This is a genomic window from Pseudomonas sp. R84 (genome assembly GCF_009834515.1).
GTDB lineage: Bacteria > Pseudomonadota > Gammaproteobacteria > Pseudomonadales > Pseudomonadaceae > Aquipseudomonas.
In genome coordinates this window covers 2,626,491-2,642,613 of the sequence record NZ_CP019426.1, presented here as the reverse complement: position 1 = coordinate 2,642,613, position 16,123 = coordinate 2,626,491, and the positions used below count along the sequence as shown (strand labels likewise).

Below are 16,123 nucleotides of genomic sequence, written 5' to 3'. Positions count from 1 at the left end.
TCATTTTTCCCTCTTCATTCCCGAAAGAGCAGGAAGTTGGCCGATTATTACGATTCAATACTGGTAATCCAAAAAGAAGAATATTGCGTATAGAAAGAAAGCAAAAGACGCCAAACCGGCTCGCCAGGTGGGATCTGCATCTCTGCCCAGCCCACCCGGGGCGATTGAAATACCCGCGCCACGAAAGTAGCAATAGACACCTTGTGCAAACCATAACTGGGTTGCCAGCACAGTGAAAAAGCGCCCCCAGCTACCATTGAATTGCAGATAACCATTTATGACTGCGGCGACAAGCAATGCAACACCCACCATGTGGTGGTGTTTAAAAAGCGCTGCAATTATTGATTTAATGGGAATAGGCATCAGCCGCTTCCTTTACAAGATTGTCCCACACCTCTTGCGTTCCTAAGTAATTGGAGATCCTTCCCGCATCCACGGCCGGAATGCCCTTAGCTACCAGAAATTTCTCAAACCCTGTGCTCAAGATATTACTGGCGGTTGTTTTTGGCAGATCACTGTCCAAATATCCCGCGAGCATCGATGCAGCCATTGATGAGTTCGACAAAATTACCGATGCTTTCGCCGGCCCCATGACTGCTCCCCAACTCATCGCATACCCAACATCCTTGACCATTTGAATGTTTGCAGCTCTGATCCACTTGAGTGTCTGTGGATCCTTCAGATCAATATTACCTCCCGTTGCGATGCATTCAGCAGTTGCACAGGGATAAAACCGTGGTGTGTAGTTCTTGCCGTCGATGGTGATGGGTACACGATACCCGCCATTGCTATCCATGGGGTACCCAGTGAGCCGGTCACGACCGCCAGAACCATCAGAACTGAACTGAGACCATCCATCTTTGACGATTGATGAAAACCCCATCTCCGCTTCCAGTGTCCATGAATAGAGGTCGGTTTTCCCTTGTATGTACGCCACAACATCATGATCGCTACCAGTGAAGTTCTGTACAAAGAGTCCACTATTACCCAGCGGCAACCAATTACCATCGGGATCATACATACCTTCTTGAGTCGCTACGATATCGCTGCCTGGGCCGATCTTCGTCCCTTTGACAAAAGACAATCGCAACTGAGCTTCAATCTGCTCCACCGTGTACTTGCCATTGCTTTCAGCAGCCAGTCGCCGTGCCAGAGCCTTCTCTTCCGGGTGTAACTGGCGGTTGAACGTGGTGGCGTTCATGGCGATCTGAGCACCAGTGTCGACGTCCCCTCCCACCGCGGATGAAGCCAGAATACCGGTGAGTTGAGAAAGCACGCCTTCAATGTTTTTGTCGCCATTAGCCATACTGGCCAGCACGTTTATCATTGCCTGATTGAGCCCTGCCGAAGCCGCACCAGTGGCGAAGTCACTGCCTGTCGCTTTCGAAAGTAGCCCACCCATAATGGCGTGCGCGAGAATTTTCTGCGGACTGCCTTCAGGGTAAGAGACGTAGTCGCCTACCAGTTTGAATCCGATCGCCATGGCCGAGTTACCGGCCTGCGATGCTAAAGCGTTGCCTAGATTGCGCCCCAAATCCCCACCGTTCAGAGCAGTACTGATTGTTGCCTGAGTAGCGCCTTGACTCAACGAATAAGCCGTAAAGCCCAGCATCCCGTCGAGCGTACTAAGGTTGAATCCATGTTCAGGCTGAACGACTTCAATGCCTTGAACGCCGAAAAAATCATTCAAGAAGGAAGACGTGAAGCCGGCTGTTGCAGCCCCGGTCAGATAGTTCTTCAAATTGTCTTCAGCCAGGAGATCTTTGAAGACAGCACCTATATCTCCCTGGTTATTGATGAAACTGATTGAAGCAGTTCCGGCCATTGATGTCAGAACACTGGAGGCCATCACGTTACCCCATCCAGCTGCAGTGAACTGAGCGCCTGCCGCAACGGCCTGCGCGGTAGTCGCAGCCGCCATGGTGGTCCCTGATCCGGCAGTTGCACCTGCGGCTGCCCCTACAGCACCACTGGCAGCACCTGCAGTAAGAACAGTGATAATGATGAGCACCGCCAGCATCAAACCGGGCCCCATGCCGGAGCTACTGTACTGGTATGAGTCGTGCGTTTCCTTGACCAGACGCCAGTCCACGTCCCCGCGAGCTTCCAGATCCTTAAGCCACGCGAGCTTTGGGTCTGCGTTGACCATTACATCGATTGTCTGACTGATAGTGTGCTGGTCTAACTGCTTGATATCGACAGTCAATCCATTAACCGCATGAATGACCAGGTTACCTTCGGCAGTCAATTCACTCTGGCGTAAAGTCTCATCGGTTGTACCTTTGCCTTTGGCAGAATTCCAAGCAAGGCTGCTGCTGCTTTTATTGTGACTTTCCTGCTTGAGGTCTTTGACGCCTTCAAAAGTGATAGAGCCGCCACTGAAAAGGGACAGATCTTTTGCACTGGTGAGTTCAGCTGCTTGATAGCGCTGATCACCAGCGCTGACAAGAGTCAAATTGCCGCCACTGGAAATTTGCGTACCAATATTAGTTATCTTGGTGACTTCATCCCGCTTGGTTTCCTTTTTACCCCAGCTACTCTTTTTCTTTTTGTCATATAGAGAATAGTCACTGTCCTGTGCCGCCAGTAAATTGAGCTGATCTCCCGCGATCAAATAAGCCTCTTCGCCGGCGGTGACACGACTGGCTATCAGCGTCATGTCATCCCGAGCGCTAAGGGATATTTTCCCACCCGCTTCGACAGTCGTCTGAACCTGGTCAACGTGATCTTCCTTGCGGACAATTTTGCGATTTTTCGAGGCCGAGTGCTCTTCGTCGGCCGCAGAAGCAAAGAGAATATCTTGGCCCGCACTCATCGAGATATTCTGCTTGGCCGTAATTTCACTTGCGATTACAGCGATGTTTCGGCCACTTTCCACTGAAAGATTTCGACCCGCATCGACGTAAGAGCTCAACTGATCAACCGATTCTTTGAAATTTACAGAGTTACCTTTGTAGGAGCGCTCTTCCATCGACAGAATATTGACATCCCGCCCGGCATCCAAAAGCATGTCACGCCCACTCTGCAGTACTCCACCCGCAATAGTTACGTCACGCCCGGCTTTGATTGTCAGATCGTTTGCAGCCTCCACGCGCGCGGCAGAGTCGCCGTAGTCCTGATGTTGGGTTATATCAAGACCGCTGCGATCCATTCCGATAATCGTTCGCTCATTGATCACGTCGCCACGAACAGCCACCATGCTGACATCACCCCCGGTGATGATCCCGCCGGCCTTGTTCACCAGATTCTCACTGGCTAACAAATCCACTCGTCCGTTCGCTTCGATCAATCCACTGTTAACAAGATCTTTACTTGCGGTGGCCGACAGATTATTCGTCGCCTTCAACGTCCCGACGTTATCCAGGTTCTCACCGGCAATCAGCGTCACATCGTTACCGGCAATCAACGCCCCGGTCGGGCCCAAACGGCCATTGGCCTGCGCCAGATACACCACCGGCACCAGCACTTTTTCGCCATTCACTTCGTGCTCTTCGAGCCAGACGATGTCGTGGGTCAGTGCTGCCACTTGCTGGGCCGTGAGGCCGACACCGACCGACAGGTTGAGCGCATCCTTGCTGGCGATGGCGTTGTTCATCAGGTACTTGAACATGCCCTCGTTGGAGGTCTGGCCATCGATGAAAGCCTGGCCGGTGCGCGCAGTGACGGCTTGCTGGATCAGGCGCTGTTCGTAGAGACCGTCACCGAGGCGCTTGGCGCTCTGGTCGGGGTCATAACCGAGTTTTTCCAGCAGGTAGTCGGAGCTCATGAACGACTTGAGGTCGGTGAGTACCGGGTTGGTTTCGATCAGGTATTTGTGCGTATTGGACGGCGCCTTGGTGTCCGGCAGGCCGGTAACGCGGGTCACCGAGCGGGTGTCGATCGAGTCTTTGGCGTCATTGCCGACGCTGGGCGTGCGATGGAATGTATCGACTGCGCGGGTGCTGTCGGAGACTTGGGCCGGCGCGTCGATAAACAGGTTGCGCGGGCCGCCACCGGTGGCAACGGCCATATGGTCCTGAGTGCTGAGCGCTTCACCGCCCACCGTCCAGGTAGGCGCCGATCCATTGCCGGACGATGCCGTGCTGCTGCCCTGCCCGCTCAAACGGAACAACCCGTTTTCGCCGGTGGGCAGGGAGAAGCCTGGCAAGCTCAGCGGATTGACTTGCTGCTGCGCGAGGTCTGGCGGCAGTTGGCTATTGATGCGCACAACGGTGGTGCCGCTGCTGCCGACGTTGGTGTTGGCCACTTTATTAGTGCCGCCGCTGGAGCTGTAGTCTTCGTGAATAACACTGTTTTCAACTTCGCGGGTCGCCGTGATCGAGACTTTTCCGCCCGCCTGGATAACCGCGTTGCGACTGGTGACTGTCCCGGTGGAGCCGGTGCTGTCAGTGGCTACCTCAACGGCATCGCCTTGCTGGTAGGGCGCCAGTTGACTCGGTAAGGCAACCAGATTGTTGGGGTCGTACAGCGATGGCATCGAGGTTTCAAAGCCATACTTCAGCCCGGACAGTGCCCGACCGTATTTGCGCTCACTGACGATTTCGCCCGTTTCACTGTCTTTGAGTCTTACGACTCGAAACGTCTCTCCGTCTCGCCCGCCTTCCCTTTTACTGCCGGATTCAGCGATGGCTTTACGGACGACTCCGTCAGGGGCCAAGTAATACACATACGGAAAGTCGGGGTTGTTGTGCTGGTTGTACGGCACAACAAAGTCGGACATGAAATTTTCTGTGCTGCCAGCGCCCATTTCAAAGGCGTATTCGCGGGTCACTTCGATAGTCCCGCTTTTTGCGCCGATATTCTTCAGACTCGTCGCGTTGATATCGATGTTGCCACCGGCCGCCACCGTGCTTTTACTGTTGAGAAACGTACCACCCTGAAACACAAAATCCTTGCCGACGTTGAGCACGGCAGAGGCACTGGCGTCAGTGTCGACACTTTCATAAATCTCACGAGCCGTGAGGAAGTTGCTGAAAGTGCTGCCGACGCAGTCGCCACAACTGGCCGCGATATACCCCGATATCAGCTTGCGCTCAGACGAAGCCGCCGAGCCTTCAGTCCGGTTCTCGAACACATCGGCATTGAGCGTGAACCCGCCCACGCTCTCCATCGAGCCGGAAATGTTGTAGACCCCGGCAGCCCGCGCCGCACCGCCATATCCGCCGATGACTACATTGCCCAGGCTGTAGAAATCACCGTTCTGGTTGGTCAATGTGCTGACGCCGAGCGTCATGTCATTGCCGCTGAAAATCAGTCCGCGATCGTTGAGCAATGAAGGCGTGTTGATGGTCAGGTTCTGCGCCGCCCCCAGACTGCCGTAGTTGGCAACGCTGCCAGCGTTGACGGTCAGGTCTTCACTGGACGTGATGCGGCCCGAGTTGATCAGTTGCCCGCCGACACGAATGGTCGACGTCGCACCGGCGGCAAAACTGCCGCCTGCACCGATGTTCATCTGCGCGACAGACAGTTCGGTCCCTCGCTGGCTGGTCAAGCGGCCGCTGCCGCCGTAACTGCCCGACAGCTGCATGTCGATAATGCCGTCACTGGCGATCAAACCGTGGTTGGTCCAATTGCCGCCACGGGCCTGTAGAGACTCCGAAGCCAGCAGCTTGCCGCTGGTGCTCTGGCTGAACTCGCGCACGTTAACGTTCAGGCGACCGGCCTGAATCGTGCTGGTGTTGTTCCAGGTATCTGCATTGAGCTCCAGCAGGCCGCCGGTCACGATGCTGCCGCCGGCCCCCAGCACATTGGCCGTAGAGATATCGAACTTGCCGCGCCCGACGTGGTTGAGTTGCCCCCCGGCATTGAGGAAGCTACCGACCGCGAGGGTCATGTCAGTGTTGGCGGTTTCCAGTACGCCATTACGGTTGTCGAGCAAGCCGCCGAGCTGAAATTCGGTCTTGCCGGAGGTGCCCAGGGAGCGCAGGCGACCGTTCTGGTTGTCGACGCTGGCGGCTTTGACGCTCAGTTGGCTGTTGCTTTCGATGACGCCCGTGCCATTGCGCAGCGCACCACTGAGGCCGAAGTCGATACGCTCGGCGGCGATCTGGCCGCCACTGTTATCGAGGCTTGCGGCGGTAACACCCAGCAGCCCTTTCGCGTAAAGCACCCCAGCGCCGTTGTCCAGCGCCGCCGTGGTGATGCTGCTGTCTGCCGCTTGCGCCGAGATCCGCCCGCCGTTGTTGTTCAGGCCGGCCAGTGCCGACAGCGTCAGGCCCTGTGCCTGAATGATGCCGCCCTGACGGTTGTTGTTCAGGTCGAAACCATTGCGCAGAACACCAACCGTGCGTGCTTCCAGTGCACCTTTGATGCTGGCGAGTGTGCCGCCACGGTTATCGATGTTGGCGGCTTTGATCAGCACATCGCCATTCTGGGCGATGACTTTGCCGCTCTGGTTGTCGAAATCGCCGCTGATCTCCAGCGTCAGCGCGCTGTCGCTCTGGATCGAGCCTTTAGCGTTGAGCAAGCTTGCCGCTTTCAGTTGCACATCGGCTTTCTGGCTGTAGATCAGGCCGTCGGCATTGTTGCTGACGGCGCCAGTGGCGGTGATCAGCAACTGGTCATTGGCGGCGACGGTGCCCTTGTTGCTGTTGTCCAGCGAACCCGTGCGCAGGTCCAGGGTTTTCTGGCTGGCGAGTTGGCCGTTCTGGTTGTGCAGATCGGTTACGCCCTTGATCAGCAGCGGACCGGCAGCAGCGAGTTTACCGGCGTTGTTGTTCAGGTCACCGCTCAGGTTGAGGTTGATAGCATTGTTGCTGGCGATCTTTCCGCCACGATTATCGAGGCTCGATGCCGTGGCATTGAAGACCTGCTGTGCATTGATCACACCGCCGATATTGCTGAATGCCGTGCTGACGATATCCAGCGCCGCGCCACTGGCAATCAGGCCGCCCTGATTGTTATCAAGCGCACCGGCCAACGTCAGGGTCTGCCCCGCCCCACTGCTGAGATTACCTTTGTTGCTGTTATCGACATTGTCAGCGTTGATACTCAGATTGCCCTGAGCGACCACAGCACCCGCGCCACTGTTGAGCAGCGCGCCCGTCAAATCTACGCTGACATCGGCGTACTTGCTGGACAGCGTGCCGCTGTCGCGGTTGTCCAGGCTGTTACCGTTGACGATGAGCCCTTGCCAGCCGGACATCAGGCCTTTCTGGTTGATCAGGTTCGAGCCGCGCACGAGCAGTTTTTCACCGCTGATGATTTTGCCGGCGCTGTTGTTCACCGCTCTGGCGATCACATCGAAACCGAGATTGCTCGAGAGTTCGCCATTCTGGTTGCGCAGGTCGCGCAGACGCTGGAGGGTCAGCGGACCTTTGGCGGTGAGCTGACCGTTCTGGTTGTCGAGGTCGCCGTTGGCCAGATCCAGTGTGATCGATCTGTCACCCAGCAGTCGCCCGCCGTTCTGCGTCAGCGAGGTCAGCGTCAGGTCTATGTCGCCATTGCTGGAGACTTCGCCATCATTGCTGGAATCGAGACCGGTCGCCCTCAGCGTCAGGTTGCCTTTGCTGTTGATCAAGCCACTGTCGCGGTTGTTCAGTTCGGCACTGTCGATGTGCAGCGCCTGCGCGGCGCTAATCAAGCCTTTGGCATCGTTACGCAGCAGGCCATCGACCGTGAGTTCCAGGCCGCCACGGCTGATCAGGTTACCGCCGCTGTTGTTCAGGCTGGCGGCGCGGGCATCGATCGATGCGGCGCCGATCATGCCTTTGACGTTATCCAGCGCTGCGGCAATGCGCAGGATCAGCCCCTGATTGCTCAAAAGATTGCCGTTGCCGTTATCCAGACTTTGCGCGGTCAGCGTGAAGGCTTCAGCGCTGGAAATCGTACCGCCCTGGTTGTTGATGCCGTTGAGTTGTTTGAGCAGCAGAGTGCCAGGGGCGCTGATCAAACCACCATTGTTCAGCTGACCGTGATTCAAATCCAGACTCAGGCGCGTGTTGCTGAACAGCTTGCCGCCCTGTTGATCGAGTCCTGTAACCGAAGCCGTCAAAGCACCTTGACTGCCGATACTGCCGTCACCGGCATTGGTGACCTGAGCGGCGACGAGGTTCAGGGTGTCGGCACTGCTGAGCAGACCGTTGCTGTTATCGAAGGCGCCGGTAGTAACCGTGACTGCACCTTTACCGCTGAGCGTGCCGTGCTGGCGATTGTCGAGGCTGCCACTTTCAATGACCAGTGCACCGTCGGTAACAACCTTGCCGCCCTGGTTATCAACGCCGTCACGGCTGACCAGCTTCAAATCGGCGGCACTGGAAAGACTGCCCTGAGCGTTGGTCATCTGCGCGGTGTCGACCGTCAATGTCGCTTCACTGCTGACCTTGCCCTGGGTGTTATCAAGGGCTTCGATGGCGGTCAGGAGCATGGTTTGCTGACTGCGCAATTCACCGCCGTTGTTGGCCAGGGTGCGCGATCTCAGCGTCAACAACGTGCCCGCATCGATCAGGCCTTTATTGCGGTTGAGCACGTCATCGACAGTCAGCGTCAAGGCTTTGCCGGTGAAGACCTTGCCGCCGTCACTGCTGTCGAGTTTTTTACCGGTGAGCAGCAGATCGCTGTTGGTGCTGATTTCACCGCCGCGGTTATCCAGTTCACCCACAGTCAGGGTCATGGCTTTGGTCGAACCCAACAGACCGCTCTGGCGGTTATCCAGTTGAGCGGCGTTCAGTTTGAGCACGCCGGTGGCGATCAACTTGCCTTTCTGGTTATAGACGTTCGGTGCCTGCACGCTGACGTCCGATTTGCCGGCGATGTTGCCGACCCGGTTGTCGAGAACACCGACCGTGAGCGTGAGCTGACCGTCGGCAATCACTGTGCCCAGCTGGTTATCCAGCGTTTTGTCGGTAGCCAACAGCAACACACCGCGACTGCTGATCAGACCTTCATGGTTATCGAGGCTGGCGCTGTGGCTGTCCACGGCGGCGGCGGAAATTACCCCTTTGACGTTGTTCAATGCTTGCGCCATGCGTAGCGTCAAGCCTTGTTGCCCGAGCAGTTGACCGTTGCTGTTGTCGAACAGGCCGGTATCAATCCGGCTGTTCTGTTTAGCGATGATCAGGCCTTTTTGACTGTTGTCCAGACTTGCGCTGTTGATGGCCAATGCGCTGTCGGTGCTGATCGAACCGGCCCGGTTGAGCAACGCTCCCGCGCTGGTGATCGTGAGCATGCCGGCACTGCTCAGATTGCCGGTGCTGTTATCGATACGCCCGGCATTGAGGGTCAGCGTGCCTTCACTGCTGATGACACCCGTGGCGTTGGTCAGTGCATCATCAAGAGTAATCACCAGACCGTTGAGGCCACTGAGGATGCCGCCGCTGTTGTTCAGTGTGCGCCCGCTCACAGACGTTGCGCCCTTGGCCGAGATCTCGCCTGTGTTGCGGTTGTCGAGCAATCCGCTGACACGCACCGTAAGGCCGCCATCGCTGACCACCACGCCGCCATCGCGGTTATCTAGACCGGCCGCTTTGAAGCTCACTGACCGTCCGGACCCGAGCATGCCGTCACGGTTGTCCAGCGCCCCGCTCAGATCAATGTTGAGGCCCAGATCGCCAAGAATCTGGCCGCTGCGATTGTCTACAGTCCCGCCGCCCATGGCGATGGCTTGTGCACTGAGCGAACCGCTGCGGTTGTTCAGGGTCGCAGCGTTGACCGCCAAATAGCGGCTCGCCACCAGGCTCTTGCCGGTGTTATCGAGGTTCTGCGCGGTCAGGCTCAAATCCCCCGTAGCATTGCGACTGCCATCAGCATTGATGCCGGCTTCAATCACACCGTTGTTGGTCAAGCGGCCGCCAGCACTGAGTGTGATGTTGTCGCGGGCCGCAAGGCTTTGCCGGTTATTCAGATCACCTTGGGTTTGCACGTTCAGTGCGGTCCCCGCATAGACCGGACCGCGCGCATCGAGGCTGGCGGCTTTGACGTTGACCGCGCCGGTGGCCGAGGTATCGACCAGACTCAGTTGCCCATTGGCATCAAGCTGGATGTCGCCACCGCTGGCGATCAGTTTGCCGTCGAGTTTCACCCCGACCCCGGCTTCGGTGCCGACCAGTTTGATCGCCCCGGCGTACATGCCGCCGAGTGCCGAGGAGTCGATGGCCAGCTGCGGTTTGCTGCTGCCGTCCTCAACGCGTGCGGTGGCGTTGAGGGTTTGCGCATTGACGTCGTTGCGACCTGCGACGATGGCCAGGTTCTGTGCCTGAATCTGTGCGTTGATTTTCGCGCTGCGGGTGATGATTTCGAAACGGTCGACGTTGCTGGCGTTAAGCCCGGCGCCCTCGATGGCCACCGAGCCCTGATCAACCTGAAAGCGATCCAGCCGGCCGTTGTCGAGCACCGGTTTGCCAGTGGTCAGCGTCACTCGAGGCGAGTTGATGAAGCCGCAACCGTTGCAGGTGATGCCATACGGGTTGGCGACAATCACACGCGCCGACTGCCCCGCCACTTCCGTGTACCCGCGCAACTGGCTCGGGTTTCCGCTGATGACTTCATTGAGAATTGCTTGCGCCGAACCGCTGTTCTTCAGGTTCGGGTTGTCGACGATGTGCCCGCCCAATTGGGTGACGTTATTCTGCGTGGAGCCGTTGTTGAGGATCAGCCCCTGCGCACCGACGTTATAGTCGTGGAACTGGTTATGCGACAGGCCGCTGGCGTTGGGCGTTGCGATGTTGATGATCGGCACGCCATTGCCGGCGCGATCCAGCGAGGTGTTGGGGTTGGCTACGACAATGCCGTCAGCCTGCGCCCACATCGGTTGCCAGAACATCACGTTCGCCAACAGGAACGCCAACCCGCGTTTGGGCATGCCCAAAAAAGACTCACGTGTTTTCACGGCCGCAGAAGGTTGGTCTGCAAGGAAGGCGAACTGACGAACATCCATGTCGATGATCTCGAAAAGTTGTTTTTAGATAAAAAAATCGAGGCGGAAATAGATCGGTGCTTCACGCTCGGTCAGCGCGTCCGGTCGTTCCAGGGAATGGGCAAACGTCACGCTGGCGGCGACGTGCTGGCCACGGGTGAACAGTTCCAGCGAGTTGCTCGACATGCGCCCATGCTGATTGCCGTTGTACTGATTGTTCTGGATCACGCCCTGGTCGTAACCGAGGCTGGTGCCGTACTCGGCGAACACCGGTTGCAGCCACTCGGCAGTCACCGGACGGCTCCAGCGCAGGTCGTTGCGCCAGTAGCCGCCGCTGTCGCCGGACAGCGATTGATCCTTGTAGCCACGGATCGACGACGATCCGCCGAGACTGGTGCGCTGTGAGCTGAACAACACGTCTTCACTGCGTTGACCGGTCATCAAACTGCTGAAACTGAACGACTCGCCCCACACTTTGAAGGGCTGCAGATAGCTCAGGGTCGCGGTGTATTTGCGGTAGCGCGCATTCGGCTCGCCGGGGCCGGGGTCATGGCTACCCTGTGCGTCGAAGGCGCCGATGCCTTCCTGCATGCCCGCGTCAAAGTTGACGAAGGCACTGCCGACACGGCGACCGTGGTTGAAGCCAAATTGTGCTTCGCTGATGCGGTTGCTGCTCAGTTTGAGTTTGCTGTCTTCGATGAAGTTGTTGGTGCGCAGGTACGACAGGCCAGCGCTGAGCGAGGTTTTGCTGACGGCGTCGCGATGGATCACCCGCTCGGCGCGCAACTGATGGTTTTCGCTGTCGCCGGTCTGTTTGAAGTTGTAGCCATTGGCGGCGATTTGCGAGCGGTACTCGCTCTGGCTGTACGTGTAGCCAAATGTCCACCAACCCCATGGCAAGCTGTAATTGAGCATGGCGTTATTGGAGGTGTGTTGATGGTCAGTCATCGCATCGTGACCGCCGCGCAGGCTCAACTGATCCGCCAGGCCAAGCGGGCTATCCCAATCAAAAGTCGTGCCCCATTGCTGCTCACCGGTGCTGCGCTGACCGTCGTTGTTGCGCGACAGCCCGACTCGCCATGGCTTCTGCGGGGTGTTGGTGACCAACACTTTGCTGCCACCGACGTTCTGGCCGGGCGCCAGCTCCATTTTTGCCTGATTCGATGGCAGACGGTTGAGCTGATCGACCATTTGCTCGATCTCGCGCAGGTTGACCAGTTCACCGGTTTTGCCGGGAAAGGCCATGGCCAGTTCCCGCTCCGAGAGCCGGCTGTTTTCCGCGCCTTTCATGCCTTCGAGCTTGCCTTCGACCACCAGCACTTGCAGGTGCCCGCTGGACAGATCCTGCTGTGGCAAGTAAGCGCGGCTGGTGACCAGACCTTTCTCGATGTAGTGATCGGTGATGACTTTGAGCAGTTCGTTGAGCTGCGGCACACCGAGGCATTCACCGATATAGGGTTTGAGCAGGCGAGTCTTGTCGCGCTCGGAAAGGCTGTCGGCACCTTTGAGTTCGATGTCTTTGATCGGGAAACAGCGGGTATCGTTGGGGGCTGCCGGTTGCGCAGGCCTGGCGTCCTTGCCGGGCAGATCCTTGAGTTCTTCGAGGCGCCGCTGCTGCTCTTCGAGCAAGCGGTTCTGCCGGTCACGGATAAGGTCGGTGTCACCGGGAGTCGGAGCGGCGACGGCAATCTGAAGTGGAGACAGGCACAGCAACGCTACGCACAACCTCGCCACGAGGGCGGGTGAGGACATGTTCGATCCCTCGAGACGAAAAGTGACATCAAAATAGTGGCGCGATATTAGATGGCCATCATTTTGACGTCAAACAATCGTGTCGACCGCTTGTCGGGTTTGTATCGAGGAATGTACGACCGGTTTCGGTGCAGCGAGGGCCCGTTTTCATTGATCTGGCGGCAGCGGGTGACTCAGTCAAGCAGCCCCGCCTTTCAGTGTTCAACACCCAGTCGTGTGGCGACGTCCTCGGGGGCCAGCACGCGGCCATCGGCCGCCGTTAAGGTCAGCTTGCGAATCGGCTGACGATTCTTCGCATCGACCATCACCGAACCCGGCTCACCCGGCGCATACATGAATTCACCACCCCACTGCGACAGCGCGACGATCACCGTCTGCAAGGCTTTGCCGCGCTCAGTCAGCACGTATTCCTTATACGCGCCGCCATCGGCCGCAGGCAGCGCTTGCAGGATCCCCTGCTCCACCAGCCCTTTGAGGCGCGCGCTGAGCATGTTCTTGGCGATATCCAGACTCTTCTGAAAATCATTGAAACGGCGAATCCCGTCCAGCGCGTCACGAATGATCAGCAGTGACCACCAGTCGCCGATCAGGTCCAGCGTCCGGGCCACCGGGCAGGCATTGCCCTGCAAACTTTTGCGTTTCACGTAGGAGTACTCCATGCATTCGTCGATTGGCCTCGCGGCTCTCAGTTGCATCATACAACTCCAGGACACGTTCACGACTGGACCGACGCAAAACCAGCACCTGCATACAAGTAGCCGGAGCGCTTTGCGCTGATAGTGAATGCCGCCATTTCGGCAATGAACCCCGAAGCAGGAGTTTCCATGAGCACCTTCACCACGCAAGACGGCACCGATATCTACTACAAGGATTGGGGCAGCGGTAAACCCGTGCTGTTCAGCCACGGCTGGCCGCTGGATGCCGACATGTGGGAATACCAGATGGAATACCTGAGCAGCCGTGGCTATCGCACCATTGCCTTCGATCGCCGCGGTTTCGGTCGTTCCGACCAGCCGTGGACCGGTTATGACTACGACACTTTCGCCGATGACATCGCGCAACTGATCAATCATCTGGACCTGCGCGACGTGACGTTGGTGGGCTTCTCGATGGGCGGCGGCGACGTCAGCCGCTACATCGCCCGACATGGCAGCGAGCGGGTCGCCGGGCTGGTGTTGCTGGGCGCGGTGACGCCGTTGTTCGGCAAGAAAGCCGATTTCCCGCAGGGCGTCGACACCTCGGTGTTCGACGGCATCAAGGCCGGCCTGCTGCAGGATCGCGCGCAGTTCATTGCGGATTTCGCTGCGCCGTTCTATGGCACCAATCAGGGCCAGAAAGTATCTGACGGCGTGCTCACACAAACCCTGAATGTCGCCCTGCTAGCGTCGCTCAAAGGCACGGTGGATTGCGTAACCGCGTTCTCGGAAACCGACTTCCGTCCGGACATGGCGAAAATCGATGTACCGACGCTGGTGATCCATGGCGACGGCGATCAGATCGTGCCGCTCGAAACCACCGGCAAACAGGCTGCTGCACAAATCAAAGGCGCCGAGTTGAAGGTCTACGCAGGAGCGCCACACGGCTTTGCGGTGACACATGCGCAGGCCTTGAATGAGGATTTGCTAGCGTTTCTCAAACGCTGAAAATTCGGCATTAAAAAAGTCCGTCGGCATCGGCTTGACGGACTTTTTTGTTACCCTCGTTCAATGACCCCTTCCGACCGCAACGAAATGGACGAAGACATCTCTCTGCAAGCCGCCGATTGGTGCATGCGTCTGCACGATGATGAGTGTTCGCCGGCTGTACGCCAGGATTTCCAGCGCTGGGTACAACTCGACCCGCGCCACGCTTTCGAATACGCCAAAATGCTCGAGATCTGGGATCTCAGCGGCCAATTGCCGGATGAACCCGAGACGGCGAAAAAACTCCTCACCGGTCATGGTCTGGCGCTTGAGCGCAAGCGTGAAATTTAAGAGTCAGGTTCACCCCGACCTTCCCGCCTGCAAAGCTGTAGCCCGCATGGTTCAAGGCTTTCGCCCCTCTGCATCAGAATTTTATCTTCACATCCCAGCTTAATAATATTTTACCGATATCCCCCCTCTCCCTAGTCTGACCTCAAGCCAAACGGACAAGCCAACAGCGGCCCGAATCCCACTGCCTTGCTAGGAAGGATGTAGAGATGACCCCTGAAATAATAAAAACAGACACGTTGATCGTGGGTGCCGGCCAGGCAGGCGTCGCCATGAGCGAGCACCTGAGCAAACTCGGCGTGCCGCACCTTGTGCTGGAGCGCAATCGCATCGCCGAACGCTGGCGCACCGGGCGCTGGGACTCGCTGGTCGCCAACGGCCCGGCGTGGCACGACCGCTTCCCGGGCCTGGAATTCGATGACGTCGATCCCGACGGTTTCGCCCCGAAAGAACGTGTAGCCGACTACTTCGAAGCCTATGCGAAGAAATTCAATGCACCGATCCGCACCGGTGTTGAGGTGAAAAGCGTGGTGCGCAATGTCGGTCGCCCGGGTTTCACCGTCGAGACCTCCGAAGGTGTAATCGAAGCCAACCGCGTAGTCGCCGCGACCGGGCCGTTCCAGAAACCGGTGATCCCGGCGATTGCCCCGCAAGACGAACGTCTGCTGCAAATCCACTCCGCCGACTACCGCAACCCGCAGCAATTGCCGGCAGGCGCGGTGCTGGTGGTCGGTGCCGGTTCTTCCGGTGTGCAGATCGCCGATGAGCTACAACGTAGCGGCAAGCAGGTTTACCTGTCGGTCGGCGCTCACGACCGCCCGCCTCGCGCTTATCGCAACCGGGATTTCTGCTGGTGGCTGGGTGTGCTCGGCGAGTGGGATCAAGCGGCGATGAAACCCGGTCGCGAGCACGTGACCATCGCAGTCAGTGGTGCCCATGGCGGTCGCACCATCGATTTCCGTGGTCTGGCCCATCGCGGCATGACCCTGGTTGGCGTTACCGAGTCGTTCAATAAAGGCGTGGTGAGTTTCAAGCAGGACCTCGTCGGCAACCTTACTCGCGGCGACGAAAACTACCTGGCGCTGCTGGATGCTGCCGATGCCTACATCGAGCGTAACGGCCTCGATCTGCCGGAAGAACCGGAAGCGCGCGAAACCTATCCGGATCCCGAGTGCGTGAAAAACCCATTGGCCGATCTCGATCTGGCCAAGGCTGGCGTGACCTCGATCATCTGGGCCACCGGGTTCGCCGTGGATTACTCCTGGCTGCAAGTCGCCGCGTTCGACGACAAGGGCAAGCCTGTGCATCAGCGTGGCGTGTCGAGTGAGCCGGGGGTGTATTTCCTTGGTCTGCCGTGGCAGTCGCGTCGTGGCTCGTCGTTTATCTGGGGTGTTTGGCACGACGCCAAACACGTCGCCGATCACATCGCCACCCAGCGCAAGTATCTGGACTACCGCGATGCCGAGCAGCGTGAAGCGGAGTTGCACCAGAACACCCACAGCAAAGCTACCGACACCGTCGACGCTTGATGTCCCTTTTCGTACCGGCG

Annotated in this window: 7 protein-coding genes; 3 read left to right on the top strand and 4 right to left on the bottom strand. The window is 57.9% G+C overall.

Annotation, left to right across the window (positions count from 1 at the left end; genetic code table 11):
• Positions 1-54 precede the first annotated feature (54 nt).
• The 4 genes from PspR84_RS11870 to PspR84_RS11855 form a co-directional block, all read right to left on the bottom strand.
• Positions 55-363, bottom strand: a complete 309-nt coding sequence (locus tag PspR84_RS11870) for a hypothetical protein (protein ID WP_160057391.1) — start codon at positions 361-363, stop codon at positions 55-57.
• Positions 347-10,873: a DUF637 domain-containing protein gene (locus PspR84_RS11865; RefSeq protein WP_160057390.1), complete on the bottom strand. Its 10,527-nt coding sequence runs from the start codon at positions 10,871-10,873 to the stop codon at positions 347-349. Before PspR84_RS11865 ends, PspR84_RS11870 begins: the two co-directional genes overlap by 17 nt.
• Positions 10,874-10,897: 24 nt before the next feature.
• Positions 10,898-12,604: a ShlB/FhaC/HecB family hemolysin secretion/activation protein gene (locus PspR84_RS11860; protein ID WP_160057389.1), complete on the bottom strand. Its 1,707-nt coding sequence runs from the start codon at positions 12,602-12,604 to the stop codon at positions 10,898-10,900.
• A gap of 194 nt (positions 12,605-12,798) precedes the next feature.
• Positions 12,799-13,248 (bottom strand): helix-turn-helix domain-containing protein, encoded by a 450-nt coding sequence (locus tag PspR84_RS11855; protein ID WP_160057388.1) that lies wholly within the window; start codon positions 13,246-13,248, stop codon positions 12,799-12,801.
• Positions 13,249-13,428: 180 nt separating this feature from the next.
• Here PspR84_RS11855 and PspR84_RS11850 point away from each other — a divergent pair, with 180 nt between their 5' ends.
• From PspR84_RS11850 to PspR84_RS11840, 3 genes are all read left to right on the top strand, one after another.
• The gene (locus tag PspR84_RS11850) at positions 13,429-14,247 is read left to right on the top strand and encodes an alpha/beta hydrolase (RefSeq protein WP_160057387.1); all 819 of its coding nucleotides are present in this window, start codon (positions 13,429-13,431) and stop codon (positions 14,245-14,247) included.
• Positions 14,248-14,310: 63 nt separating this feature from the next.
• Entirely contained in the window at positions 14,311-14,577 is a 267-nt protein-coding gene (locus tag PspR84_RS11845) for a DUF4880 domain-containing protein (protein ID WP_160057386.1), read from the top strand.
• A gap of 206 nt (positions 14,578-14,783) precedes the next feature.
• A complete protein-coding gene (locus PspR84_RS11840; protein WP_160057385.1) occupies positions 14,784-16,103 on the top strand; it encodes an NAD(P)/FAD-dependent oxidoreductase in 1,320 nt (439 codons plus the stop codon).
• Positions 16,104-16,123 lie beyond the last annotated feature (20 nt).